This window comes from Pseudomonas sp. TWR2-1-1 (assembly GCF_049897045.1).
GTDB classification, from domain to species: Bacteria; Pseudomonadota; Gammaproteobacteria; order Pseudomonadales; family Pseudomonadaceae; genus Aquipseudomonas; species Aquipseudomonas versuta.
On sequence record NZ_JAFCVM010000001.1, the window covers coordinates 323,671 to 347,748 of the forward strand.

Genomic DNA, 24,078 nt, shown 5'->3' on the forward strand with positions numbered 1-24,078 from the left:
GCCGGCAAATCAAGGAATGCGGTCGCCAGCGTGTTGCATCTCTTCTGTGGGAGCTGGCTTGCCAGCGATGCGAGCGACAAGGTGCTGCTCCTGGATCGCATTGATTCCATCGCTGGCAAGCCAGCTCCCACCAGTGACCATGGCTACGTTGGCATCAGAAATGAACGCTGGTGGTCAACAGGGCTGTCCGGCCCGCCGCCTGGTTGGCGAAGTGGGTCGAAAAGGCTTTGTCGTAGTAAGTCTTGTCGGTCAGGTTTTGCACGTTCAGTTGCAGATCAACGTTTTTGGTCAGCTTGTAGCTGGCCATTGCGTCGTAGCGGGTGTAAGCCGGAACGTAAGTCGAGTTGGCGACGTTACCGAAGACTTCATCCACGTAGAACGCACCGCCACCGATGGTCAGCTTGGGTGTGATGGCATAAGTGGTCCACAGGCTGGCGCTGTTTTTCGGGGTGTTAGGCAATTGGTTGCCATCGGTGGCTTTGTTCAAAGGGCCGCCATCGCGCTGCTTGCCGTCCAGATAGGTGTAGCCGGCAAATACCTGCCATTGCTCGGTGATTTTACCGGAGGCAGACAACTCGATGCCGTCGACGCGGGTTTTGCCGGCGTTTTCGTAAGTGTCAGCGTCTGTCTGCACCCGGGTGTTTTCTTTTTCGGTGCGGAAGATGGCGGCGGTCAAGGACAGGCGGTCATTGAACACATCCCACTTGGTACCGAGCTCATAGTTGGTGGTTTCTTCCGGTTCCATGTCGCTGGCCAGAATCTTGCCGGTGCGATCCGGGGTGCCAGCCAACGGGTTGGTTTCATTGCTGTCCAGCATCGCGCCCGGTGGGGTCGCCGAGGTGGCGTAAGACACGTAGATGCTGCCGTTAGGCTGGACTTTCCACACCAGGCCGAGTTGACCGGAGAAGAAATCGCTGGTGTCGGAGCCTTTGTAGGTGGTTGCTCCAGCGGCCGTATAGGACTTGTACTTGGTCTCGAAGTGGTCGTAACGCAGGCCCATGTTCAGCAGCCACTCGGGGGTCAGTTCCAGCGTGTCCATCGCGTAAATGGCGCGCGTGGTGTTGGCGCTGTCAGTGCCGGCATAGTTGCGGGCGATCGAGCCGTTCCACGGGTCATTCGGGTTCGGGTTGCCCAGCGATGTGCAGTTCCAGTCGCTTGGAGCACCGATCATGCCCGGGGTGCAGCTAGTGCCGCCAGCGGTGCCCGGCGTGGTGCTGGTGTTGACGGTGTAGGACGACTTGCTGTTGGTCTCGCGGCTGAGTTCGATACCGGTGGAGTAGCTGTTTTTGAATCCGGCGATATACACGTCACCAAACAGATCGGTCTGGTTGGTGGTGGTGGCGGTGTTGCTTACGCGGGTGTTGGCCCGGCGCCAGACGCTGCCGTTGTTGACGTTGCCTTTGCTGTCGTCCGGCTGGGTGAGGATGTAGTCCTGCAAGGTGTTGCCGTGGCGCAGGGTGTTCTTGATGTGCAGGTCTTCGCTGAAGTCATGCTCGACAGAAAGGGTCGTGATGTCGGCGCGGGTTTTGCGGAAGTCACGATCTTTCAGGCCGTAGAAATTGCTGCTGTCGCCACCGTTGTTGGGTTTGTCCGGGCTGGCTGCGGTATGGGTTTTACCCACCGAGAAACCGTAAGGAATGCCCGAGTCCGGCAGGTCGTTGCTTTCCATGTGGTAGTAATCGACGTTGACGCGGGTATCGGTGCCCAGGCCAAACGCCAACGAAGGGGCGATGCCCCAGCGGTCGTAATTGACCTGGTCACGACCGGCCACATTGCTTTCGTGGCTCATCAGGTTCAGACGACCGGCAACGGTATCGCTGAACTGGTAGTTACCGTCCAGGGTATAGCGTTGGGTCTGGTCCGAGCCCCAGGTGTAGCCGCCGTCAAACGAATTACCCAAGTGGGCTTTTTTGCTGACCATGTTGATGGTGCCGCCGGCTGCGCCGCGACCGCCGAAGGCCGAGTTAGGACCTTTGGCGACTTCAATGGACTCGACTGCGAAAATCTCGCGGGTCTGGGCGCCGGTATCGCGCACGCCGTCCAGGTAGGTGTCGCCCTGGGCGTCAAAGCCGCGAATGAACGGACGGTCGCCTTGGGGGTTGCCGCCTTCGCCTGCGCCGAACGTGATGCCCGGAACAGTGCGCAGCGCATCTTGCAAGGAAGTCGCGGCGGTGTCCTTGATCAGCTGTTGCGGAATGATTGTGATCGAGCGGGGGGTATCAATCAGGGGGGCGGTGTACTTCGGGGAGTCGGCTTTTTCGATCTGATAGGACTGCTCGGTTTGCTCGCCTGAAACCGTGGTCGCGCCCAGGGAAATACTGTTGCCCTGTGCTTTGCTGTCAGTGCTTTCGGTGGCCTGGGCCATATGGGCTGCAGAGGTCGCGGTAATCGCGACACCGATAGCCGAAGCCAGTAAACGCGGTGAGCTGACCGGTATTTTTATAAGTTGGCGCGACATGTGAAGATCCCTTCCCCCAGAATTTGAGCCGCGAAATATAGTGCAAACAATTCCTTGTATCAATTGAGATCAATTACTATTAGCGCTAAATTTACAATCTTTACAATTACCCTTTACGGTTTTTTCACACTCATTCGTCTACGCGTGCCTTAACAGGGTTTTACACAATCAATAAGAATCAATACCATTGCCACCCCTTTGCTATCAGGTAGCGCGCCATGCTGTTGCATATTCCCGGCTTGTTTTCCCGTGAAGAAGTGCGGCGCATCCGCGAGGCACTGGAGCAGACCGAGTGGGCCGACGGCAAAATCACCGCCGGCTTCCAGTCCGCCAAGGCCAAGCACAACCTGCAGTTGCCCGAAGGGCATCCGTTGGCGCAGGAGATTGGCGCGGCAATGATTGAGCGACTGTGGCAAACCCCGTTATTCATGTCGGCAGCCTTGCCGCACAAGGTCTTCCCGCCGCTGGTCAATTGCTATACCGGCGGCGGCAGTTTCGACTTCCATATCGACAACGCCGTGCGCCAGCCCAAGGGCAGCCCTGAGCGAGTGCGAACTGACTTGTCGGCCACCCTGTTTTTCAGCGACCCCGATGACTATGACGGTGGCGAGCTGGTGATCCAGGACACCTACGGTGTGCAGCAGGTCAAATTGCCTGCAGGCGATATGGTGCTGTACCCGGGAACCAGCCTGCACAAGGTCAATGCCGTCACCCGTGGCGCACGCTATGCGTCGTTCTTCTGGACCCAGAGCCTGGTGCGCGAAGACAGCCAGCGCACGCTGCTGTTTGAAATGGATAACGCCATTCAGCAACTGACCCGCGACGTACCAGACCACCCCTCGCTGATCCAGCTCACGGGCACTTATCACAACCTGTTGCGCCGCTGGGCCGAGGTCTAGGGATGCCTTTTCAATTGCGTCGTGAAGAAGTGCTCGACGGTGAGCAACTCAAAGCCATGCTCGCTGAGAACCCGGCGCGTGCGGCGCAGGCGATTTTGCTCGCGGCCCGCCAAGGCATCGTCGACGGTCAGGCATTGCTGGGGCAGATTCTGCTCGATGGTCAGGGGATTGAGCGCGACCCGGCCCTGGCCCGGCGCTGGTTCCAGATTGCCGCCAATGCGGATCACCTGATGGCGCGCAACATGCTGGGTCGGTGCTGGGAGCATGGCTGGGGCGGGCCGGTTGATTTGACCCTGGCCAGCCTGGAATATCGCCAGGCCGCTGAGGCCGGGCTGGACTGGGCGATGTACAACTACGCCAACTTGCTGGCCACCGGGCGCGGCGTGGAGCAAGACCAGATCATGGCTCAGCGTTATTACGCCCGGGCGGCGCAGTTGGGGCATGCCAAATCGATGAACTTGCTGGGGCGTTACCTGGAGGAGGGCGTGCATTGCCCCGCTGATAAAGAGGCGGCATGTCTGTGGTACCGGCGCTCGGCTGAAGGGGGGGACTTTCGTGGTCAATTCAGCCATGCCTCGGTGCTGGCCGAGTCGGGGAATATTGATCAGGCACTGTTCTGGTTTGAGCGCGCGCTGGCAGGAGGCAACCTCAAGTTTCTCAAGGTTGCGAGCGTGACCTTGTTGAATGCCCGGCACCCGCAAATCCGGGCATTGGCCACGGCTTACCAGCAGCGGGCAGCCGAAATTCTGTAGGAGCGAGCTTGCTCGCGAGCCCTTGAACAGCTCGCGAGCAAGCTCGCTCCTACAGGTGACAGGCACAAAAAAGCCCATGACAGGTCATGGGCTTTTTATGGGCTGGGTCTTACAGGTAGAACGATTTCAGCGGCGGGAAGCCATTGAATTCAACTGCGCTGTAGCTGGTGGTGTAAGCACCGGTAGAAAGCCAGTACAGGCGATCACCGATAGCCAGGTTCAGTGGCAGGCCGTATTTGTAGTTTTCATACATGATGTCGGCGCTGTCGCAGGTCGGGCCGGCAATGACGACTTCTTCCATCTCGCCTTTCTTTTCAGTCCAGATCGGAAACTTGATGGCTTCGTCCATGGTTTCGATCAGGCCCGAGAATTTGCCCACGTCGGTGTAAACCCAGCGCTCGACGGCGGTACGCGATTTACGCGCAACCAGTACCACTTCACTGACCAGAATACCGGCGTTGGCGATCAGCGAACGGCCCGGCTCGAGGATGATTTCCGGCAGGTCGTCACCGAAGTCTTCCTTCAGGAAGCGGATGATTTCTTCAGCGTAGGTTTCCAGGCTGTTGGTGCGGGTGATGTAGTTGGCCGGGAAGCCACCGCCCATGTTGATCAGCTTGAGAACAATGCCGTCTTCTTCCTTGAGGCGTTCGAAGATCACTTTGACCTTGGCGATAGCCGCGTCCCACACGCTGATGTCGCGTTGCTGCGAGCCCACGTGGAACGAAATACCGTAAGGCACCAGGCCCAGGTCGCGGGCCAGGATCAGCAGGTCCATGGCCATATCGGTCTGGCAGCCGAATTTGCGCGACAGCGGCCAGTCAGCCGTCGTCGAGCCTTCGGTGAGGATGCGCACGTAGATTTTCGAACCCGGGGCAGCCTTGGCAATGTTGCGCAGGTCAGCTTCGGAGTCAGTGGAGAACAGGCGCACGCCTTTGTCGTAGAAGTAGCGAATGTCCTTGGACTTCTTGATGGTGTTGCCGTAGCTGATGCGATCCGGGGACACGCCCCGATCCATCACTTTGTCCAGTTCATAGATCGACGCGATGTCGAAGCTTGAGCCCTTGTCGCGCAGCAGGTCGATGATTTCGACTGCCGGGTTGGCCTTGACCGCGTAGTACACCTTGGCAAATTCAAAGCCCGCGCGCAGGTCATCGTAAGCCTTGCTGATCATGGCGGTGTCGATCACCACGAACGGGGTTTCCTGGGTGTCGGCAAAGGCCTTCATTTTATTGAAGGTATCGCGCGCGTAATAGTCTTCGACCTGAATCGACATGCTGAGGGACTCCTAGTGGCAAACGTCATAAATAAATGGGCGCAACTGAACATCCTCCGTATCCCCACTTTGGTTCGCCTACTTCCCAAGGCATGTCCGCCGAAAGCAAATAAGGTAAATGGACCTTGCTGTCTCGTCGTCAGTACTTGAGCCGGATGGATCGTTTCCAGCATGGATGTTCGGCGCGAACTTTAGGGCGTGATTGCGCATTGATCAACAAAAAATGTCGCGTTTTTGCACGAGTTCGTCGGGGACTCAATATCGGCTATTTAAGTAACCGACCTTGATGACGGAGTGATGTTCCCGCAGGAGGAGATTTGGAGGGGAGCGAGGAGCTGTGCCCTGCTGTGGGAGCCTGGCTTGCCAGCGATGGCATCTGCACGGTCTGTCAGTAAAACCGCGTTGTTTGCATCGCCGGCAAGCCTGCTCCCACAGGATCGGTTGTCTAGGCTGTGGCAATATCAGCCGGCGAAACAATGCTGGTCTTGGCCCCGCGCGAGCGGCCGGAGCTCAAGTAGGCCGCGATGGATTCCTGGGTCACTTCGCCGAGGAATACCCGTTCTGCATCCATTACCGGCAACCACGAGCGGTTGAACTCGTACATGCGCGACAGCAGGATGCGCAAGTGTTCGTCCGATGCGGCGGTGGCGGTGAATTCGCGCAGGAACTGGCCGCACGTGCCGGTCTGGCGATGCAGGTCGCGACGGCGTACGTAGCCCATGGCCTTGTTGTCGGCGCAGGTGACTACCACGTAGCGACGGTCCAGTTCGTCCATCAACTCCAGTGCTTCGGCCACCGGTGTTTCCGGGCTGACCGACGGAGCGTTGTCTGCCGCGTCTTCGGCCTTGACCAGCAACAGGCGTTTGAGCGTGCTGTCCTGACCGACAAAGTTACTGACAAAGTCGTCGGCCGGGTGGGCGAGGAGGGTGTCCGGGTGATCCATCTGCAGCAGCTTGCCGCCGCGGAAGATGGCGATCTTATCGCCCAGCTTGATCGCTTCATCGATGTCGTGGCTGACCATGATCACGGTCTTGTTCAGCGCGCGCTGCATCTCGAAGAACTCGTTCTGGATCATCTCGCGGTTGATCGGGTCGACCGCACCAAACGGCTCATCCATTAATAGCAGCGGTGCGTCGGCGGCCAGGGCGCGAATCACGCCGATACGCTGTTGCTGACCACCCGACAATTCACGCGGGTAGCGGGTCAGGTACTGCTTGGGCTCAAGTTTGATCATGCTCATCAGTTCGCGGGCACGGTCATGGCACTTTTGCTTGTCCCAGCCCAGCAGGCGCGGAACGATGGTGATGTTCTCCTCGATGGTCATGTTCGGGAACAGACCGATCTGCTGGATCACATAACCGATGTTGCGGCGCAGGGTGACCGGGTCGAGGTCGGTGGTGTCTTCGCCGTTGATCAGGATCTTGCCGGAGGTTGGCTTGATCAGGCGGTTGATCATTTTCAGCGTGGTGCTTTTACCGCAACCCGAAGGCCCGAGGAACACGCAGATTTCGCCTTCGTTGACGGTCAGGCTTACCGAGTCCACGGCTTTTACATCTTTGCCGTTGCTTTGGAAGGTCTTGCTGAGGTTTTGAAGTTCGATCATTTGAGTAATCCTTTTGGAGTCAGCGTGCGTTGCAGCCATTGCAAAAGCAGGTCGGCGAAGATGGCCAGAAGGCTGACCAGTACCGCGCCGACGATCAGCATCGACATGTCGCTACGGCTGATTGCAGCAAGAATAAGTACACCCAGACCGCCGGCACCGATGGTGGCGGCAATCGTCATTACACCAATGTTCATCACCACGGCGGTGCGCACACCGGCCAGGATCACCGGTACTGCGATTGGCAGTTCAACCATGCGCAGGCGTTGGGCGAAGGTCATGCCGATACCGCGGGCGGCTTCACGTATGCCCGGTTCCACGCCGGTCAGGGCAAGGAAGGTGTTACGCATGATCGGCAGCAGTGAGTACAGGAACACTGCGGTGATGGCGGGCATCGGGCCCAGGCCCTGGCCGAACTTGGAATAGAACGGCAGCAGCAGGCCGAACAGGGCAATCGAGGGGATGGTCAGCAACACGGTGGCGCTGGCTTGCATGGGACCGGCCAGTGACGGGAAACGCGTCATCAGTACGCCCAGCGGTACGCCAACCACAATGGCCAGGGTTACGGCGATCCCGACCAGCGCAATGTGTTGCAGGGTCAGGTGCATGACCTGATTCCAGTCCATGTTGGAAAAGGCGTTTAGAAATTCCATGTCTTTTCCTCCGGGTCAGTTAGCTAAAAGCTGTGGGTGCTGGCGCAGGAAGTCTGCGGCTACCCGGGACGGGCTTTCGTGGTCAACGTCAACCCGGGCGTTGAGCTGGCGCATGGTCTCGTCGTCAAACAGTTCCGCCAGTGGCTTGAGCAGCTCAGCCAGGTCCGGGTGCTGGTCCAGGTAGGCTTTGCGTACCACGGGAGCGGCGGTGTAATCCGGGAAGTAATGCTTGTCGTCGTCGAGCAGCTTGAGGTTGAAAGCGCTCAGGCGACCGTCAGTGGTGTAAACCAGCCCGGCAAACACCTGGCCGTTTTTCAGCGAGGTATAGACCAGGCCTGCGTCCATTTGCCGAATGTTTTTGCGGGTCAGGTCCATGTCATACAGCTCGGCCATGCCAATCAAACCGTCGGAGCGATTGGCGAACTCGGTATCCAGTGACACCAGGGCGTTTTTATTCGCCGGGTCGCGCAGGGCCTTGTTCAGATCGCTGATGCTGTTGATCTCCGGGTGTTCCTTGGCCACATTTTCTGGCAGCGCCAGGGCATAGGTGTTGCTGAACTTGGACGGGTGCAGCCAGACCAGGCCTTTTTTACCGTCGAGCTCTTTGACCCGCTCGAAGGATTGCTCGCTGTCGAGTTTTTCGGTCACGTGGTTATAAGCCACCAGTGACACGCCGGTGTATTCCCAGATCAGGTCCAGCTGCCCGGACTCCTGGGCGCTGCGTGCCAGGCTGCTGCCCAGCCCGCCGGTTACCTGAGCGTTGTAGCCCTTGTTGTTGAGGTACTGCGAGGTGATTTCAGCGAGCAGGGTTTGCTCGGTAAAAACCCGCGCCCCAATCCGGACCAGGGGTTTTTCTGCGGCCTGGGCAATTCCTGCGAACAGCAGGATGCAGCCTAAAAACAAGCTTAATTTTTTCATGCGTATTCCTTTGCTCAGCCAGACCTTATGCAGGTCGTAGACCGCGTTCCAGCCAGCGGCGGCTGATGAAGATCACCAGGCCGTCGAGCAGCAATGCCAGCAGCGCGGTACAGGCTGCGCCGAGGATGAGTTGCGGCTGATTGTTGAGGGCGATGCCAGGGAAAATCAGGCTGCCCAGGCTGTTGGCGCCGATCAGGAACGCCAGGGGGGCGGTGCCGACGTTGATCGCCAGTGCGACCCGCACGCCACCCATGATGATGGGCACGGCGTTGGGCATTTCGACCCGCCAGAGTACTTGGCGCGGGGTCATGCCGATGCCGACGGCGGCTTCTTTGAGTGAACCCTGAACGTTTTTCAGGCCTTCATAGGTGTTGCGCACAATAGGCAGCAACGAGGCGAGAAACAGGGCGAAGATGGCAGGACCGCTGCCGATCCCCAGAAAACCAAGCGCAATGGCCAGTACGGCCAGCGGTGGCACGGTGTTGCCGATGTTGAAGACTTGCATGAAGCGTTCCGCACGTCCGGCCATGCTTGGTCGGCTGAGGAAAATGCCCGCGGGGATCCCTACAAGGAGGGCGGCAAACATTGAAACGAGTACGAGGTACAGATGGGCTTGCAGGTAGAACAACAGATCATCTTGATAGTGTTCGATAGTGCTGATGCCGATCCAGTGGACCAACAGGGCCAGAAGTGCGAGAACAATCACACCTCCTATAAGCCCTTTTCCATAGCGATTAGCCACAGGCGGACTCCTTTTTTTTCTTGGTCGGCGAACACATGGTCGTGTGGCAATGCCATTCCTGGCTGCCGACGATGAGTTCGCGAAGAGCAACGGGTGGGGGGCGAAAATGCGCCGCCATCACCTGTCATTAGCGCAGCCTCGTCAGGCTAACTTGCTGATATTTCAGCACCTGACGGTTTGTCGTATCAGGAGAGTGGACGCCTCCACTGCCTAAAAGGTTCACATTTTTTACGGCAGATTGCCACCCTTGTCCGACGAGCCATGGCACCAACGGTGGCTGCATGGGCCTAATTTGAGCTATAATCCGCGCCCTTTTTTGAATCAATCGTCAGGCGATTTCCCATGACCAACCAGGCCGCCGAAGTCGCGAAACGCCGCACTTTCGCTATTATTTCCCACCCCGATGCGGGTAAGACCACCATCACCGAAAAGCTGTTGCTGATGGGTAAGGCGATTGCGATCGCCGGTACGGTGAAATCGCGAAAGTCCGACCGCCATGCCACCTCCGACTGGATGGAAATGGAGAAGCAACGGGGTATTTCGATTACCACGTCGGTCATGCAGTTCCCGTATCGCGACCACATGATCAACCTGCTCGACACCCCGGGCCACGAAGACTTCTCGGAAGATACCTACCGCACTCTGACCGCGGTCGACTCGGCCTTGATGGTGCTCGATGGCGGTAAGGGTGTTGAGCCACGGACCATCGCGCTGATGGACGTTTGTCGCCTGCGTGACACCCCAATTGTCAGCTTTATCAACAAACTCGACCGCGATATCCGTGACCCGATCGAATTGCTGGACGAGATTGAAGCCGTCCTCAAGATCAAGGCCGCGCCGATCACCTGGCCGATTGGTTGCTACCGCGATTTCAAGGGTGTTTACCACCTGGCCGATGACTACATCATTGTGTACACCGCCGGTCATGGCCATGAGCGCACTGAAGTCAAAATCATCGAGAAGCTCGATTCCGATGAAGCGCGCGCGCACCTGGGTGACGAGTACCAGCGCTTTGTCGATCAGCTGGAACTGGTCCAGGGCGCCTGCCATGAATTCAACCAGCAGGAGTTTCTCGATGGCCAGTTGACACCTGTGTTCTTCGGTACGGCATTGGGCAACTTTGGTGTCGATCACGTGCTCGACGCCGTGGTCAACTGGGCGCCAGAGCCGCTGCCCCGGGTTGCCAACGAGCGCACGGTTGAACCGACTGAAGAGAAATTCAGCGGCTTCGTGTTCAAGATCCAGGCGAACATGGACCCTAAACACCGTGACCGTATCGCCTTTATGCGTATTTGCTCGGGCAAATACGAGAAGGGCATGAAAATGCGCCACGTGCGCACCGGCAAAGACATCCGCATCGGTGACGCCCTGACGTTCTTCTCCTCTGAGCGCGAGCAGCTGGAAGAGGCCTATGCAGGCGACATCATCGGTCTGCACAACCACGGTACGATCCAGATCGGCGATACCTTCACCGAAGGTGAAGGCCTGAGCTTTACCGGTATTCCGCACTTCGCCCCGGAGCTGTTCCGTCGCGTACGTCTGCGCGATCCGCTCAAGTCCAAGCAATTGCGTCAGGGTTTGCAGCAACTGGCCGAAGAAGGCGCCACCCAGGTGTTCTTCCCGGAGCGCAGCAACGACATCATTCTGGGCGCCGTTGGTGTGCTTCAGTTCGACGTGGTCGCCAGCCGCCTCAAAGGCGAATACAAGGTGGAATGCTCCTACGAGCCGATCACCGTGTACTCGGCGCGCTGGATTGATTGCGACGATAAGAAGAAGCTTGAAGAGTTCAAGATCAAGGCTGTGGAAAACCTGGCAATTGACGGCGGTGGTCACTTGACTTACCTGGCCCCGACCCGGGTTAACCTGGCACTGATGGAAGAGCGTTGGCCAGATGTGAAATTCCGCGCCACGCGTGAACATCACTAAGGCCTCAGGGCTCTGGTAAAAAAAGCGAAGCCTTAGGGTTTCGCTTTTTTTTGCCCGAAAACCCTGTAACCGCTGCGCCAGCTACGCCAAAACCAAAGGGGTTTTCGGCAGGCATTAGTCCAAATGAGTCTATTGTCGGCCAAAGGATTCAGGGAAAAAACGACGCAGGCGAACTAGTTTTAAATCGTGTCTTTCCTACGACAAAGTGGAGTTCGCAATGAGACTTTTTCAACGCATAGTGTTGTTGCTCAAAGTATTGGTCTTGCTGACGGTGAGTGCTTCAGCCGCTTGGGCAAGCAATCCACTGACGCTTCCGGGAGCAGGGGTTTCAGCCACGGGCGTTGCTGGCCCGGTGGTGCATGCCATCTACAAGTCAGATTCGGAGCCTGGTGATCAGGGGCAGGGTGGTAGTTCGGGGGATGATGATCAAACGGACGGCGACGGCGGCGCAGATGGCGATGGCAACGGCGATAACGGTGATGAAGGCGACGATGGGGATAGCCAGACCTGACAGTCAGAATCTGGCTTTGTCCCTGCACCCCGTCCCGGCGACGCGGTGACATGATGTAGGAGCGAGCTTGCTCGCGAGCTTTTTATCGAGCGCTGCATACTTGAGAAGCTCGCGAGCAAGCTCGCTCCTACAGGGTTATGTGTTGGATGTTACATAGCCCGTGGGAGCTGGCTTGCCAGCGATAAGGTTGCCCCGGCTCCCACAGGTTGTTGGCCGGTGTTAAACGCTCAAGAACTGCTCGGCGTGATGGCAGGCAACCTGGCGGTTGTCCAGCAGGCGCAGGGCAGGTTCTTCAGTGCTGCACAGCTCGGTCGCATAGGGGCAGCGCTTGTGGAAGGCGCAGCCTGAAGGCGGGTTCAGCGGGTTGGGCAGTTCACCGACGATTTTGATTTTCGGCTTGTTCGGGTCCGGGTGGATGGTCGGGGTGGCCGACAGCAGCGCCTGGGTGTAGGGGTGCAACGGGCGAGTGTAGATCTCTTCCTTGGGCCCCATTTCTACCGGTCGACCGAGATACATCACCAATACCTGATCGGCGACATGCCTTACCACGGCCAGGTTGTGCGAGATAAACACGTAGGCGGTGTTGAACTCCTGCTGCAAATCCATGAACAGGTTGAGTACCTGCGCCTGAATCGAGACGTCGAGCGCAGAGGTCGGTTCGTCGGCCACCAGCACTTTGGGTTGCAGCATCATGGCGCGCGCAAGCGCGATCCGCTGGCGCTGGCCGCCCGAGAACATGTGCGGGTAGCGATGGTAGTGCTCAGGGCGCAACCCCACTTGCTTCATCATCGCCTGCACTTTATCTCGGCGTTCGCCGGCGCTCAGGGTGGTGTTGATCAGTAACGGCTCGGCCAACTGGTCACCGACTTTTTGCCGTGGGTTGAGCGAGGCGTAAGGGCTCTGGAACACCATCTGTACGTCTTTACGCAATTGCTTGCGTTCAGCCTTGTTGGCCCCGGTGACTTCCTGACCGGCGATTTTCAATGAGCCTGAAGACGGCTCTTCAATCAGGGTCAGTGCGCGCGCCAGGGTGGACTTGCCGCAGCCCGACTCGCCAACCACAGCTAGGGTTTTACCCGCTTCCAGTTCAAACGATACGCCGTTGAGTGCGCGCACCAGGGCGTGGCCTTTGAACATGCCACGGGACACTTCGTAGTGACGGGTAAGGTCACGGGCGGTAAGAACGACAGTCATTACGCCACCTCCTGGTTCAAGGGGAAGAAGCAGCGCACCTGGCTGTGAGCCCTGGGCTCCAGCGCGGGACGTTGCTGGCGGCAAGTGTCTTGCACATACGGGCAACGCGGCGACAGCAGGCAGCCTTGCGGGCGGTCGTAACGCCCCGGGACGATACCGGGCAAGGTCGCCAGGCGGGCAGCACCCATGCTGTGCTCCGGGATCGCAGCCAGCAGGGCTTCGCTGTAAGGGTGCGCCGGCACGTCAAACAGACCCGGCACGTTGCCGACTTCGACTGCCTGGCCTGCATACATCACGCACACGCGTTGCGCAGTTTCGGCCACTACCGCCAGGTCGTGGGTAATCAGTACCAAGCCCATGTTCTGTTCGCGTTGCAGATTAAGCAGCAAATCCATGATCTGGGCTTGAATAGTCACGTCCAGCGCGGTGGTCGGCTCATCGGCGATCAGCAGTTTCGGTTCGCCGGCAATCGCCATGGCGATGGCTACGCGCTGGCTCATACCGCCCGACAGTTGGTGCGGGTAGGCTTCCATGCGGCTGGCAGCGCCGGGGATTTCGACCTTTTCCAGCAGCTCGATAGCGCGTTTACGCGCCTCTTTTTTCGACATCTTCAGGTGCAGGCGCAGGACTTCTTCGATCTGGAAGCCCACGGTGTAGCTGGGGTTGAGCGCGGTCATCGGGTCCTGGAAGACCATGGCCATGTCCTTGCCGACGATTTGGCGACGCTGACGGGGGCTCAGGGTCAGCATGTTTTTACCGTCGAAGTTCAGCGCGTCGGCGGTGACGATGCCGGGGTGCTCGATCAGGCCCATCAGCGCCATCATGGTCACGGATTTACCGGAACCTGATTCGCCGACTATGGCCAGGACTTCGCCTTTATCCACAGACAGGCTCAAACCGTCGACCACGGGAACAGCCTTGGCGTCGCCAAAACGGACATTGAGATTCTTGATTTCTAAAAGTGACATGCGAATCTCCTCAGGCGGCATTCTTGAGTTTCGGGTCCAGCGCATCGCGCAGACCGTCGCCCATCAAGTTGATTGCCAGCACGCTGAGCAAAATGGTCAAACCAGGCAGGCTGACGACCCACCAGGCGCGTTCGATATAGTCCCGGGCCGAGGCCAGCATGGTGCCCCATTCAGGTGTTGGCGGTTGTACGCCCAACCCCAGGAAGCCCAGTGCCGCAGCGTCGAGAATCGCCGAGGAAAAGCTCAGGGTGGCCTGAACGATCAAGGGGGCCATGCAGTTGGGCAAAACAGTGACGAACATCAGGCGCGGCAAGCTGGCACCGGCCAGGCGGGCAGCGGTCACGTAGTCGCGGTTCAGTTCGCCCATCACAGCAGCACGGGTCAGACGCACATAGGAGGGCAACGAAACCACGGCAATGGCGATGACGGTATTGATCAGGCCAGGGCCAAGGATGGCGACGATCGCCACTGCCAGCAGCAAAGACGGCAGGGCCAGCATGATGTCCATCAGGCGCATGATGCCCGGGCCGAGGATGCGCGGGAAGAATCCGGCAAACAGGCCCAGAATCACACCGGGGATCAGGGAAATGACCACCGAGGACAAGCCGATCAGCAGCGACAGCCGCGAACCTTCGATCAGGCGTGACAGCAGGTCACGGCCCAGTTCGTCGGTGCCCAGCAGAAACTGCCATTGACCGCCTTCTAGCCACACCGGCGGGGTCAGCAGGAAGTCGCGGTATTGTTCGCTCGGGTTATGGGGTGCGACCCACGGGGCAAACAGGGCGCAAAACACAATCAGGCACATGAACATCAGGCCGGCAACGGCCCCCTTGTTCCTGGAAAAGGCGTGCCAGAACTCTTTGTAAGGCGAGGGATAAAGCAGGCTTTGATCCACTTCGGTAGCGTTGGTAGATGTGCTCATGGTCAGGATCTCAGCGCTGGTGGCGAATGCGTGGGTTGGCAAAGCCGTAGAGGATGTCCACTACGAAGTTGACCAGAATCACCAGGCAGGCGATTAACAGGATGCCGTTTTGCACCACGGGATAGTCCCGGGCGCCAATGGCTTCGATCAGCCACTTGCCGATGCCGGGCCAGGAGAAGATGGTTTCGGTCAGTACAGCGCCGGCCAGCAGGGTGCCGACTTGCAGGCCCACGACGGTCAGTACCGGGATCAGCGCATTGCGCAGGCCGTGCACGAACACCACGCGAGCAGGCGACAGGCCTTTGGCGCGGGCGGTACGGATGTAATCTTCGCGCAGCACTTCGAGCATGGATGAGCGGGTCATTCGGGCGATCACGGCCAATGGAATGGTGCCGAGCACAATGGCCGGCAGAATCATGTGGTGCAGCGCGTCCCAGAAGGCTTCTGGCTCGTCGCTGAGCAAGGTGTCGATCAGCATGAAGCCGGTTCTGGGCTCAATGTCGTACAGCAAGTCGATGCGCCCGGAAACCGGGGTCCAGCCCAGGGTTACCGAGAAGAACATGATCAGGATCAGGCCCCACCAGAAGATCGGCATCGAATATCCCGCCAGGGAGATGCCCATCACTCCGTGGTCAAACAGCGAGCCTCGCTTGAGTGCTGCAATGACCCCCGCCAGAAGCCCGAGGATGCCGGCGAACAACAGCGCGGCCATCGACAGTTCAAGGGTGGCAGGGAACAGCGCCGAGAACTCGGTCCATACGCTTTCACGGGTTCTCAGTGACTCACCCAGGTCACCGTGGGCGAGCTTGCCGATGTAGTCAAAGTACTGCTCATAGAGCGGTTTGTTCAGGCCAAGGCGTTCCATGGCCTGGGCGTGCATCTCAGGGTCAACCCGACGTTCACCCATCATGACTTCGACCGGATCGCCCGGGATCATGCGAATCAGGGCAAAGGTCAGCAAGGTGATGCCGAAGAAAGTGGGTATCAACAACCCCACTCGGCGGGCAATAAAACTAAACATCGTGTGGTGTACCTCATCAGCCGGTTAGGCAGGTCCGCCAGAGCCCGGGTGAGCACTGGCGGGTGTTTTATTGTTCTACTTCACCTGGGTGGTGGCGAAGTTGTTGTTGGTCAGGGGGCTAAGGGTGTAGCCCTCGACGTTTTTGCGCATGGCGGCAAAGAGCATAGGGTGTACCACGTTAATCCAGGGTTGATCCTGATGGAAAATCACCTGTGCCTGCTCATAGAGTGCAGCCCGCTCGGCGGGTTCAGTGATATTGCGTGCCCGGGTGATCAGATCTTCGAAGTCCTTGCTGCACCAGCGGGCGTAGTTCTCGCCGTTTTTGGCCGCTTCGCAGCTGAGCAGCGGGGTCAGGAAATTGTCCGGATCACCGTTGTCGCCGCCCCATCCGGTGGAGACCAGATCATGTTCGCCACTTTTTGCGCGCTTGAGCATTTCGCCCCATTCCATGACCCGGATGTCGAGTTTGATCCCGATCTTCTGCAGGTCGGACTGTAGCAGCTGGGCTCCGAGCATCGGGTTGGGGTTGGTCGGACCGCCGCCATTACGAGTGAAGAGGGTGAGTACCGTACCTTCGGGAACACCGGCTTCCTTGAGCAGTGCACGGGCCTTGTCCAGGTCCCGGGGCGGGTTTTGCACGTCCTTGTTGAAGCCAAGCATGGTCGGCGGGTAGGGGTTAACGGCAATCAATGCGTTGCCTTCACCGTGCACGGTGTTGAGGTAGGTCTGTTTGTCGAAGGCCATGTCTATGGCTTTGCGTACCCGTACATCGCTCAGGTATTTGTGACTGGAGTTCATGGCAATGTAACTGGTCATGAGTGCCGCCAGCTCATCCACCTTGAGGTTCGGGTCCTTGCGGATGTTCTTGACCTCGTCGGGCTTGGGGTAAAGCGCGATCTGGCACTCGTTGGCCTTGAGTTTCTGCAGGCGCACGTTGCTGTCGGTGGTGACGGCGAAGATCAGTACATCGCTGGGCGGCTTGCCGCGGAAGTAATCCGGGTTGGCCTTGAAGCGCACCTGTGCGTCCTTGTTGTAGCGCACGAAAATGAACGGCCCGGTACCAATCGGTTTGCTGTTCAGCTCGGCGGTCTTGCCGGCCTTGAGCAACTGATCGGCGTATTCGGCGGAGTAGATCGAGTTGAACGGCATGGCAATGTCGCGCAAAAACGGCGATTCAGCGTGGTTGAGGGTGATCTTGACGGTCATGTCGTCAACTTTTTCGACGCTTTTGAGCAGGTCTTTAAAGCCCATGCTTTCAAAGTAGGGGTAGCCGACCAGCGAAAGTTTATGCCACGGGTGATTCGGGTCCAGCTGGCGCTGAATGCTCCAGAGCACATCATCGGCATTGAGGGTGCGGGTCGGTTTGAAATAGTCGGTGCTGTGAAACTTCACGCCAGGGCGCAGGTAGAAGGTGTACTCGAGCCCGTCGGGGCTGATGTCCCAGCGTTCGGCCAGGGCCGGTTCAACATCGGTGGTTCCGGGGGCGAAGTCTACCAGGCGGTTGAGCACGGTTTCGGCAGAGGCGTCGGCTGTCACGGCTGTGGTGTATTGAACGATATCAAACCCTTCAGGGCTGGCTTCGGTGCAGACCACCAGGTTTTTGGCCGAAACGCTGACCGCTGTACTGAGCAGTGCCACGGCAAGGGCGGTGCGTAGTGGACGTTTTTTCATAGCAACCCTTCTCCAATCGGTTGAGCCAGCTTGAGGGCTACGGCTGATGTCAGGATCAGCCGCAGCCTTTATTTTTTAATCGGGTGATTAAAGGATGTTGAATGGAATGGTTGTGACCAGGCGGAACTCGTTGATGTTGCCGTCAGACTGGTTTTTGCTGGCGCGGTGAGTGGTATACGACGCGCGGATCGCAGTGGCCTTGAGTGGCCCGCTCTGGACTGCATAGGACGTGCCAACGCTGTACTCGTAGTGGGTTTCGCCATTCATGTTCTTGACGTCATAGGCGGTGCCCTTGTAGTTCGTGCCGTCAATATCCCAGCCACGAGCGTGGTAGGCATTGAACTTCAGACCCGGGATGCCGTACTGCGCCATATTGATGCTGTAAGCCAGTTGCAGCGACTTCTCGTTCGGGCCGTTGAAGTCCGAAAGCAAGGAGTTGGCCAGGTAGATGCCGTTGGTTTCATGCAGGTAGTCGAAGTACTCGTCACCGACGATTTGCTGGAATGACAACGAAAGGGTATGTGCCTGGTGGGTCAGGGCGAAGGCCAGGCTGTAAGCGTCGTTGTTGATGTTGCCCAGGGCTTTGCTGCCGGTGTCGAGGGTCTTGTAGTAGTTGAGGTTGGTGTTCAGTCCCAATACTGCGTTGTCACCGATGTCGTGTACGGCCCCGAAGTAGTACTGGTTCCAGAAGTCTTCGACATGGGTGGCATACAACGTGGTTTTCAGATTTTTGAACGGCTGGTAGTTAAGGCCGGCCACGCTGGCGCGGTCGGTTTCTACCCCGGTTGCGCCGTATTCACTGCGAAATTTGCTCAGGCTTTGTTCGGTACGTGGAGATACGCGATCGAAGGAGCCGGCGTCGAAGGACAGGTTATTGAACTCTTCACTGTGCAATGCCACCCCCTGGAAGCTGGAAGGCAATGCACGGTTACCGATCACATCGATGGTCGGGCTGCTGAAGTTCTGTCGACCCGCGGTCAGCGTGGTGTTGGAGATGCGTGCGCTGATGTTGGCCAGGCCCAGCTTGCTCCACTGGCCGACCGCATCGCCATTGCTGCGGGTCAAAGTGCGGTTGTTTGGCCCGGCAATATCCTTGACGTCCCGATCCAGCGCGATGGCGTTGTAAGCGGCGACCTGAGTGCTGAAGCCGATGGTGCCCTCAGTGAAACCCGACTTGTAGTCGAGGATGCTGCCCTGCACCCAGTTGATCCGGCGCGGGGTGGTTTCCCGTGTGCCGTGGTCGTTGTAGGTGAAGCGATCACTACGGCGTTTGAGCTCGTTGGCGTACCAGTTGCGGGTAGTACCGCCCAGTGTCTGTTCTTCGACGAAACCTTTGGTTTCGCTTTGAGCGCTGGCACCTGATTTCAATTGGGTCGCAATGAACTCTTCGGCATTTGCCATCGCCGTAAGGCTGCTGATGGACAAGGCCAGCAATGCGCTGCTTGTTAGTTTCATGGTTGAGGCTCCTTGGTTTCTTTTTTTATTGCCGTTCTTTTTTCTTTGAATCGGCTGTTTTGGCTCATTTTGAAGCTTGCAAACGTTTGCATGACGCACGATTGGCAACACTTCGGCGGGCCACAGGAGGTGGCCTGCCGAGAGTGTGCGAATTGGAGTTGCTAGTCGTTGAGACTCACGCCCGAGAAGGCGTTGCGACCAAACGGGCTGACCTTGAAACCTTCGACCTTGGCGCTGAGCGGTTGGTTGACCGTCGAGTGCGCAATCGGAGTCATGGGCACCTGTTGCTTGATCAACTGCTGGGCTTGTTTATAGAGCACTGTTCGCTGGTCGCGATCGGTGACGATCTTGGCGTTCTTGACCAGGGTGTCGTACTCCTTGTTGCACCACATGGAGTAGTTGTTGCCGCCAATGGCATCGCAGCTGTACAGGGTGCCGAGCCAGTTGTCCGGGTCACCGTTGTCGCCGGTCCAGCCAATCAGGCTGATGTCATGCTCGCCATTTTTGGTGCGCTTGATGTACTCGCCCCATTCATAGCTGACGATCTTGACCTTGAACCCGATCTTGCCCCAGTCGGCCTGCAGCATTTCAGCCATGAGTTTGGCGTTCGGGTTATACGGACGCTGGACCGGCATGGCCCACAGGCTGATTTCGGTGCCTTCCTTGACCCCGGCGGCCTTGAGAAGCTCTTTGGCTTTTTCGGGGTTATAGGGCGCGTCGACGATGGTCTCGTCATAGGACCACTGGGTCGGCGGCATGGCGTTGACCGCTTTTTGCCCTGCGCCCTGATAGACCGCCTTGAGGATGGCGTCCTTGTTGACCGCCATGTCCAGCGCCTGACGCACTTGCAGCTGGTCGAAAGGTTTGTGTTGCACGTTGTAGGCGATGTAGCCGAGGTTGAAACCGGGCTTTTCAATAACCTGCAATTTTGGGTCGGCCTTGAGGCCGGCGATGTCGGCAGGACGGGGGCTCAGCGAAACCTGACACTCGTTTTTACGCAGCTTTTGCATGCGCGCAGAAGCATCGACGTTGATCGAGAAAATCAGGTTGTCGAGTTTGACCTGGTCCGGTTTCCAGTAATCCTTGTTGGCGGCGTAACGGATGTTCGAGTCTTTTTGATAACGCTGGAACACGTACGGCCCGGTGCCGACAGGTTTCTGGTTGATATCGCTGGGCTTGCCGCTCTTGAGCAACTGCTCGGCGTATTCGGCCGACAGGATCGAGGCAAAGCTCATGGCCAGGTTTTGAATGAATGCCGCATCCACCGAGTTGAGCTTCATGACCACGGTCATTGGATCGGTTTTCTCGACGCTGGCGATGTTCTTGTCCAGGCTCATCCCGGTGAAATACGGGAACTCGGTCGGGTAAGCCTTACGAAATGGATGGTCGGCGCTGAGCATGCGGTTGAAGGTGAACAGCACGTCATCGGCATTGAAGTCACGGGTCGGGGTGAACCATTTGGTGGTGTGGAACTTGACGCCGTCGCGCAGATGGAAGGTGTAGGTCAGACCGTCTTCGGAAATGTCCCAGCGGGTGGCCAGTGCCGGACCGGCAGCGGTACCACCTTTTTCAAACTCGGCAAGACGGTTGTATATGGGTTCGGCCGCGTCGTTATCGGTGGCGGTGGTGTACTGCGCGGTGTCAAAACCGGCCGGGCTGCCTTCGGAGCAGAACACCAGGCTGTTGGCGGCGTTTGCAAGCGGGCTGCCGGCAAGTACGCCGGCACTCAATAGCACAGATAAAACCAATGGGTTGCGCATGGCGTTCCCAATCCTTTTTCTTGTTTTCGGTCCCTGAACGCGCGCCTTGGGCGGGACGGTTCAGTGGTTCGGTAGCTTCAGCCAGAGAGCTGCAACCTGGGCAATGGACTCGCTGTACGTCGACGTTAGGGCGTCGGCGTGCAGGCGTAAATGCGTCAGGCCTGACAATCTTGTAGGAAACGTCTCGACGTCCTATAGCCTCTGCTTCAGTACGCAGTGGCTTTCAGATGAGGGGGATTTCCATCGTCCTGGCAGACAAGCGAGTGCGCCGTGCAGGCCGCACTCGCCAGTGCTTTTACTTGCTGATGCCTACGCCGTAGAAGGACGTCAGGCCAAGGGGGCTGATTTTGAAGTCCTGGACAGTACTGCGCATCGGTTGGTACACCGTCGAGTGTGCGATAGGTGTCATCGGCACCTGCTCTTTGAGCAGGTGTTGCGCCTGTTTGTACAGCTTGGTGCGTTCAGCCACGTCGGTGGTGGCCTTGGCAGTCTTGATCAGCTTGTCGAACTCTGGATTGCACCACTTGGAGAAGTTGTTGCCTTCAATGGCATCGCAGCCAAACAGCGTGCCGAGCCAGTTGTCCGGGTCACCGTTATCACCGCTCCAGCCAATCAGCATTGCTCCGTTTTCCCCGCCTTTGGAGCGCTTGATGTACTCGCCCCATTCGTAGGTCATGATCTTGGCCTTGATACCGATCTTGCCCCAGTCCGACTGCAGCATTTCAGCCATCAGCTTGGCATTGGGGTTGTAGGGGCGTTGAACCGGCATGGCCCAAAGGGTGATCTCGGTGCCTTCCTTGATGCCTGCTTCCTTGAGCAGCTCTTTGGCTTTCTCAGGGTTGTAGGGCGCGTCCTTTATCGTGTCGTCATAAGACCACTGGGTGGGCGGCATTGCGTTAACCGCCAATTGCCCCGCCCCCTGATACACCGAATCAATGATTTGCTGTTTGTTTACCGCCATGTCCAGTGCTTGTCGCACCTTGAGCTGGGCCATCGGGTTGGGTTCGTTGCTGCCCTTGATCTTGTCCATGACGTTGTAAGCGATATAGCCGACGTTGAACCCCGGCTTTTCGGGCATCTGTAGGTCTTTGTCGGCTTTGAGTGCCGCGAGGTCAGCCGGGCGCGGATAAATAGTGACCTGGCATTCGTTCTTTTTCAGTTTTTGGATGCGCACTGACGGGTCAGTGGTGATGGCGAAGATCAGGTTGTCGATTTTGACGTCTTCAGGCTTCCAGTATTCCTTGTTCCCTGTGTAGCGGATGTTGGAGTCTTTCTGGTAGCTCTTGAATACAAAAGGCCCGGTACCGATCGGCTTTTGATTGATATCGGAAGGCTTGCCTTCCTTGAGCAGCTTGTCGGCGTACTCGGCAGACTCTATGGATGCAAAGTGCATCGCCATGTTCTGGATAAACGCAGCATCGACCGTGTTCAGGGTGAACTTGACGGTCTTGTCATCGATTTTTTCCACCTTGGCGATGTTTTTATCCATGCCCATGTCGGTGAAATAAGGGAATTCGGTCGGGTAGGCCTTACGGAACGGCATGTCTTTGTCGAGCATGCGGTTGAAGGTGAAGAGCACGTCGTCGGCATTAAAGTCGCGAGTCGGCTTGAAGTAAGGGGTGGTGTGAAACTTGACCCCGTCGCGCAGATGGAAGGTGTAGGTCAGGTTGTCCGGCGAAATGTCCCAGCTGGTTGCCAGGCCGGGCTCAACGTTGGTACCTCCACGTTCGAACTGGCTCAGCCGGTTGTAGATCGTTTCGGCCGATGCATCGAAGTCAGTACCAGTGGTGTACTGGCCAGGGTCAAAACCGGCCGGGCTGCCTTCGGAGCAAAACACCAGATTGGTCGCCGCCTGGGCAAAAGGTGCACTGGCCAGCAGGCTGGCGCCCACTAAAAACGGAATGACCGCGTGTTTGAACATGGTGACCTCATGATTTTTGTCATTTTTGGTTTGAGGGCGGCCTTATGGGCCGACCCGGCGATACTTATGCACAGCCCATACCCAATGCAATATGCGTTGGCAGCCTAACGGGCAAAACGTGGAACGATCGTACAAGAATGTCGCTAATCTATAAGTTATGACGCATTTGATCGTTTGCGTCCCGGTGTTCGACTCAATTAGTTACATGTATGCGACATTCGGCACACCGCTCTGCACTGATATGGGGCGGGGTGTTACTTATCTAGACTCTTGGGGGCAATAGATGTCAGCTCCTGGCGATTGAGTGTGTAGGCGATGTCCTTATCTTCATTGGAATGTTTCAGCGGGCCATTGCTCCAGACACAAAAAAGCCCTTGAGGCATGAGCGCTGCAAGGGCTTTGGGTGGGGCGTTGGCGGCTTACTGCATCTGGACTTCGATCAGACCGTCGGCGCTCATGCTGACTTCGCTGGTGCCGGCTTCGACGTCGGGTGTCGGCGCCGCATCCATCGCCGGGGCGCCCGCTTTCATCATCATTGCACTGCGCATGAAGGGTTGCGGGTAGCCGTTGGTGTTGAGGTTCAGGTGGACGATCTTGTAACCCTTGCCGCCCAGTGCCTCGGTCGCCAGTTGGGCGCGTGCCTTGAATGCGTTTACGGCATCTTTGAGCAATGCATCTTCACTGGATTTACGAGTGGCGTTAGCGACGGTGAACTGCATGTTGCCCATTTTCAGGGTTTGCATCAGGTCGCCGGTCAGCTTGGACAGTGCGGCAAAGTCAGTGCTTTCCAGGCGCAGTTCAGCGCGTTCGCGCCAGCCGGTGATCTTCTGGGTCTTATTGTCGTAGATGGGGTAGCTGTTACGGTTGCCCTGGCGCAATGTCACATCCTTGACTTGCTTGGCCTGGCCAATGGCGGTGTTCATCGCAGTGGTGATTTCTGCGGCCAGCTTGGCCGAGTCGGTGTTCTGTGCCTCGGTGTACAGCGTCACGATCATCAGGTCGCGGGGTACTTCCTGGCTGGCCTCGGCGCGTAAGGAGATCTGATTGTAATGAACGTCTTCAGCCAGAGCCGGCAGGCTGGCTAGTGCGCCGATGCTGAGGGTCAAAAGGGCAGCAGTGGGCTGGAAAGTTGACATAAAGGCTCCTTGGATGGGGAACGCAGGCCTGGCGGGTCAGCTGCGTCAGACCCATAAGACTGTAAAGAGTGGCCATCAGTTCGCCCAGTTACATTTTCAATACATCTTCCTGCCCCTGTGGCAGCGAGCTTGATCGCGAGCCTTTGCGTAACAGAGAAGAGCTGGCTCCTACAGGGTGAGTGGTCCGCTAGCCGTATTTCTGAAAAATACACTGTGGCCCATTGCCGCACTTCTGTCTGTCAGGCCGCCTGCTTGGTTATACTCCCGGCGATCCGCCTGCAGCGCTCATCAGGAGAGC

General features: G+C 57.8%; 19 protein-coding genes. 4 read left to right on the top strand and 15 right to left on the bottom strand.

Annotated features, from left to right (window positions below; genetic code table 11):
* Window positions 1-154: 154 nt before the first annotated feature.
* Window positions 155-2,458, bottom strand: a complete 2,304-nt coding sequence (locus ACP7BO_RS01585) for a TonB-dependent receptor (RefSeq protein ID WP_426208286.1) — start codon at window positions 2,456-2,458, stop codon at window positions 155-157.
* A 218-nt stretch (window positions 2,459-2,676) separates the two neighbouring features.
* Between ACP7BO_RS01585 and ACP7BO_RS01590 the strand changes: the two genes are divergently transcribed.
* Both ACP7BO_RS01590 and ACP7BO_RS01595 read left to right on the top strand, forming a co-directional pair.
* On the top strand, window positions 2,677-3,357 hold the full coding sequence (locus ACP7BO_RS01590) for a Fe2+-dependent dioxygenase (protein ID WP_426208288.1): 681 nt from the start codon (window positions 2,677-2,679) through the stop codon (window positions 3,355-3,357).
* A 2-nt stretch (window positions 3,358-3,359) separates the two neighbouring features.
* Entirely contained in the window at window positions 3,360-4,109 is a 750-nt protein-coding gene (locus ACP7BO_RS01595; RefSeq protein ID WP_426208290.1) for a tetratricopeptide repeat protein, read from the top strand.
* A 109-nt stretch (window positions 4,110-4,218) separates the two neighbouring features.
* On the opposite strand, the gene ACP7BO_RS01600 is transcribed toward ACP7BO_RS01595, so the two are convergent.
* The 5 genes from ACP7BO_RS01600 to ACP7BO_RS01620 all read right to left on the bottom strand — a co-directional run bounded on the left by ACP7BO_RS01600 (window position 4,219) and on the right by ACP7BO_RS01620 (window position 9,295).
* Entirely contained in the window at window positions 4,219-5,382 is a 1,164-nt protein-coding gene (locus ACP7BO_RS01600) for a type III PLP-dependent enzyme (protein ID WP_060690702.1), read from the bottom strand.
* A 445-nt stretch (window positions 5,383-5,827) separates the two neighbouring features.
* The gene (locus ACP7BO_RS01605) at window positions 5,828-6,985 is read right to left on the bottom strand and encodes a betaine/proline/choline family ABC transporter ATP-binding protein (RefSeq protein ID WP_397455757.1); all 1,158 of its coding nucleotides are present in this window, start codon (window positions 6,983-6,985) and stop codon (window positions 5,828-5,830) included.
* Complete coding sequence (locus ACP7BO_RS01610; RefSeq protein ID WP_003443798.1) at window positions 6,982-7,635, bottom strand: ABC transporter permease; 654 nt, start codon at window positions 7,633-7,635, stop codon at window positions 6,982-6,984. The genes ACP7BO_RS01605 and ACP7BO_RS01610 overlap by 4 nt, the downstream gene beginning before the upstream one ends.
* 15 nt (window positions 7,636-7,650) lie before the next feature.
* Window positions 7,651-8,553 carry a glycine betaine ABC transporter substrate-binding protein gene (locus tag ACP7BO_RS01615; RefSeq protein ID WP_397455758.1) on the bottom strand — a complete coding sequence of 301 codons (903 nt, stop codon included), beginning with the start codon at window positions 8,551-8,553 and terminating at the stop codon, window positions 7,651-7,653.
* 25 nt (window positions 8,554-8,578) lie between these two features.
* The gene (locus ACP7BO_RS01620; RefSeq protein WP_029612199.1) at window positions 8,579-9,295 is read right to left on the bottom strand and encodes an ABC transporter permease; all 717 of its coding nucleotides are present in this window, start codon (window positions 9,293-9,295) and stop codon (window positions 8,579-8,581) included.
* A gap of 342 nt (window positions 9,296-9,637) precedes the next feature.
* Between ACP7BO_RS01620 and ACP7BO_RS01625 the strand changes: the two genes are divergently transcribed.
* Both ACP7BO_RS01625 and ACP7BO_RS01630 read left to right on the top strand, forming a co-directional pair.
* On the top strand, window positions 9,638-11,221 hold the full coding sequence (locus ACP7BO_RS01625; RefSeq protein ID WP_060690705.1) for a peptide chain release factor 3: 1,584 nt from the start codon (window positions 9,638-9,640) through the stop codon (window positions 11,219-11,221).
* A 217-nt stretch (window positions 11,222-11,438) separates the two neighbouring features.
* Window positions 11,439-11,732, top strand: coding sequence for a hypothetical protein (locus ACP7BO_RS01630; protein ID WP_426208295.1), 294 nt, complete (start codon window positions 11,439-11,441; stop codon window positions 11,730-11,732).
* Between the two features lie 219 nt (window positions 11,733-11,951).
* On the opposite strand, the gene ACP7BO_RS01635 is transcribed toward ACP7BO_RS01630, so the two are convergent.
* From ACP7BO_RS01635 to ACP7BO_RS01675, 9 genes are all read right to left on the bottom strand, one after another.
* Window positions 11,952-12,926 (bottom strand): peptide ABC transporter ATP-binding protein, encoded by a 975-nt coding sequence (locus ACP7BO_RS01635; protein ID WP_397455759.1) that lies wholly within the window; start codon window positions 12,924-12,926, stop codon window positions 11,952-11,954.
* Window positions 12,926-13,894 (bottom strand): ABC transporter ATP-binding protein, encoded by a 969-nt coding sequence (locus tag ACP7BO_RS01640; protein WP_060690709.1) that lies wholly within the window; start codon window positions 13,892-13,894, stop codon window positions 12,926-12,928. The genes ACP7BO_RS01635 and ACP7BO_RS01640 overlap by 1 nt, the downstream gene beginning before the upstream one ends.
* Window positions 13,895-13,904: 10 nt before the next feature.
* On the bottom strand, window positions 13,905-14,816 hold the full coding sequence (locus ACP7BO_RS01645) for an ABC transporter permease subunit (RefSeq protein WP_003443791.1): 912 nt from the start codon (window positions 14,814-14,816) through the stop codon (window positions 13,905-13,907).
* 10 nt (window positions 14,817-14,826) lie between these two features.
* On the bottom strand, window positions 14,827-15,837 hold the full coding sequence (locus ACP7BO_RS01650) for an ABC transporter permease subunit (RefSeq protein WP_003443789.1): 1,011 nt from the start codon (window positions 15,835-15,837) through the stop codon (window positions 14,827-14,829).
* Window positions 15,838-15,912: 75 nt separating this feature from the next.
* Window positions 15,913-17,508: an ABC transporter substrate-binding protein gene (locus ACP7BO_RS01655; protein ID WP_397455760.1), complete on the bottom strand. Its 1,596-nt coding sequence runs from the start codon at window positions 17,506-17,508 to the stop codon at window positions 15,913-15,915.
* Between the two features lie 87 nt (window positions 17,509-17,595).
* Window positions 17,596-18,963 (bottom strand): OprD family porin, encoded by a 1,368-nt coding sequence (locus ACP7BO_RS01660; protein ID WP_060690711.1) that lies wholly within the window; start codon window positions 18,961-18,963, stop codon window positions 17,596-17,598.
* 161 nt (window positions 18,964-19,124) lie between these two features.
* Window positions 19,125-20,723 carry an ABC transporter substrate-binding protein gene (locus tag ACP7BO_RS01665; protein ID WP_426208299.1) on the bottom strand — a complete coding sequence of 533 codons (1,599 nt, stop codon included), beginning with the start codon at window positions 20,721-20,723 and terminating at the stop codon, window positions 19,125-19,127.
* A 295-nt stretch (window positions 20,724-21,018) separates the two neighbouring features.
* A complete protein-coding gene (locus tag ACP7BO_RS01670) occupies window positions 21,019-22,644 on the bottom strand; it encodes an ABC transporter substrate-binding protein (protein ID WP_397455761.1) in 1,626 nt (541 codons plus the stop codon).
* A 419-nt stretch (window positions 22,645-23,063) separates the two neighbouring features.
* Window positions 23,064-23,780, bottom strand: coding sequence for an SIMPL domain-containing protein (locus ACP7BO_RS01675; RefSeq protein WP_426208301.1), 717 nt, complete (start codon window positions 23,778-23,780; stop codon window positions 23,064-23,066).
* Window positions 23,781-24,078 lie beyond the last annotated feature (298 nt).

What these genes read in the sequence shown, in the direction of transcription:
- ACP7BO_RS01625 (WP_060690705.1), top strand. Translation starts at nt 9,638, where the DNA reads ATGACCAACCAGGCCGCCGAAGTCGCGAAACGCCGCACTTTCGCTATT.
- ACP7BO_RS01640 (WP_060690709.1), bottom strand. Translation starts at nt 13,894, where the DNA reads ATGTCACTTTTAGAAATCAAGAATCTCAATGTCCGTTTTGGCGACGCC.
- ACP7BO_RS01675 (WP_426208301.1), bottom strand. Translation starts at nt 23,780, where the DNA reads ATGTCAACTTTCCAGCCCACTGCTGCCCTTTTGACCCTCAGCATCGGC.
- ACP7BO_RS01585 (WP_426208286.1), bottom strand. Translation starts at nt 2,458, where the DNA reads ATGTCGCGCCAACTTATAAAAATACCGGTCAGCTCACCGCGTTTACTG.
- ACP7BO_RS01590 (WP_426208288.1), top strand. Translation starts at nt 2,677, where the DNA reads ATGCTGTTGCATATTCCCGGCTTGTTTTCCCGTGAAGAAGTGCGGCGC.
- ACP7BO_RS01615 (WP_397455758.1), bottom strand. Translation starts at nt 8,553, where the DNA reads ATGAAAAAATTAAGCTTGTTTTTAGGCTGCATCCTGCTGTTCGCAGGA.
- ACP7BO_RS01610 (WP_003443798.1), bottom strand. Translation starts at nt 7,635, where the DNA reads ATGGAATTTCTAAACGCCTTTTCCAACATGGACTGGAATCAGGTCATG.
- ACP7BO_RS01660 (WP_060690711.1), bottom strand. Translation starts at nt 18,963, where the DNA reads ATGAAACTAACAAGCAGCGCATTGCTGGCCTTGTCCATCAGCAGCCTT.
- ACP7BO_RS01650 (WP_003443789.1), bottom strand. Translation starts at nt 15,837, where the DNA reads ATGTTTAGTTTTATTGCCCGCCGAGTGGGGTTGTTGATACCCACTTTC.
- ACP7BO_RS01600 (WP_060690702.1), bottom strand. Translation starts at nt 5,382, where the DNA reads ATGTCGATTCAGGTCGAAGACTATTACGCGCGCGATACCTTCAATAAA.
- ACP7BO_RS01665 (WP_426208299.1), bottom strand. Translation starts at nt 20,723, where the DNA reads ATGCGCAACCCATTGGTTTTATCTGTGCTATTGAGTGCCGGCGTACTT.
- ACP7BO_RS01635 (WP_397455759.1), bottom strand. Translation starts at nt 12,926, where the DNA reads ATGACTGTCGTTCTTACCGCCCGTGACCTTACCCGTCACTACGAAGTG.
- ACP7BO_RS01645 (WP_003443791.1), bottom strand. Translation starts at nt 14,816, where the DNA reads ATGAGCACATCTACCAACGCTACCGAAGTGGATCAAAGCCTGCTTTAT.
- ACP7BO_RS01630 (WP_426208295.1), top strand. Translation starts at nt 11,439, where the DNA reads ATGAGACTTTTTCAACGCATAGTGTTGTTGCTCAAAGTATTGGTCTTG.
- ACP7BO_RS01670 (WP_397455761.1), bottom strand. Translation starts at nt 22,644, where the DNA reads ATGTTCAAACACGCGGTCATTCCGTTTTTAGTGGGCGCCAGCCTGCTG.
- ACP7BO_RS01605 (WP_397455757.1), bottom strand. Translation starts at nt 6,985, where the DNA reads ATGATCGAACTTCAAAACCTCAGCAAGACCTTCCAAAGCAACGGCAAA.
- ACP7BO_RS01595 (WP_426208290.1), top strand. Translation starts at nt 3,360, where the DNA reads ATGCCTTTTCAATTGCGTCGTGAAGAAGTGCTCGACGGTGAGCAACTC.
- ACP7BO_RS01655 (WP_397455760.1), bottom strand. Translation starts at nt 17,508, where the DNA reads ATGAAAAAACGTCCACTACGCACCGCCCTTGCCGTGGCACTGCTCAGT.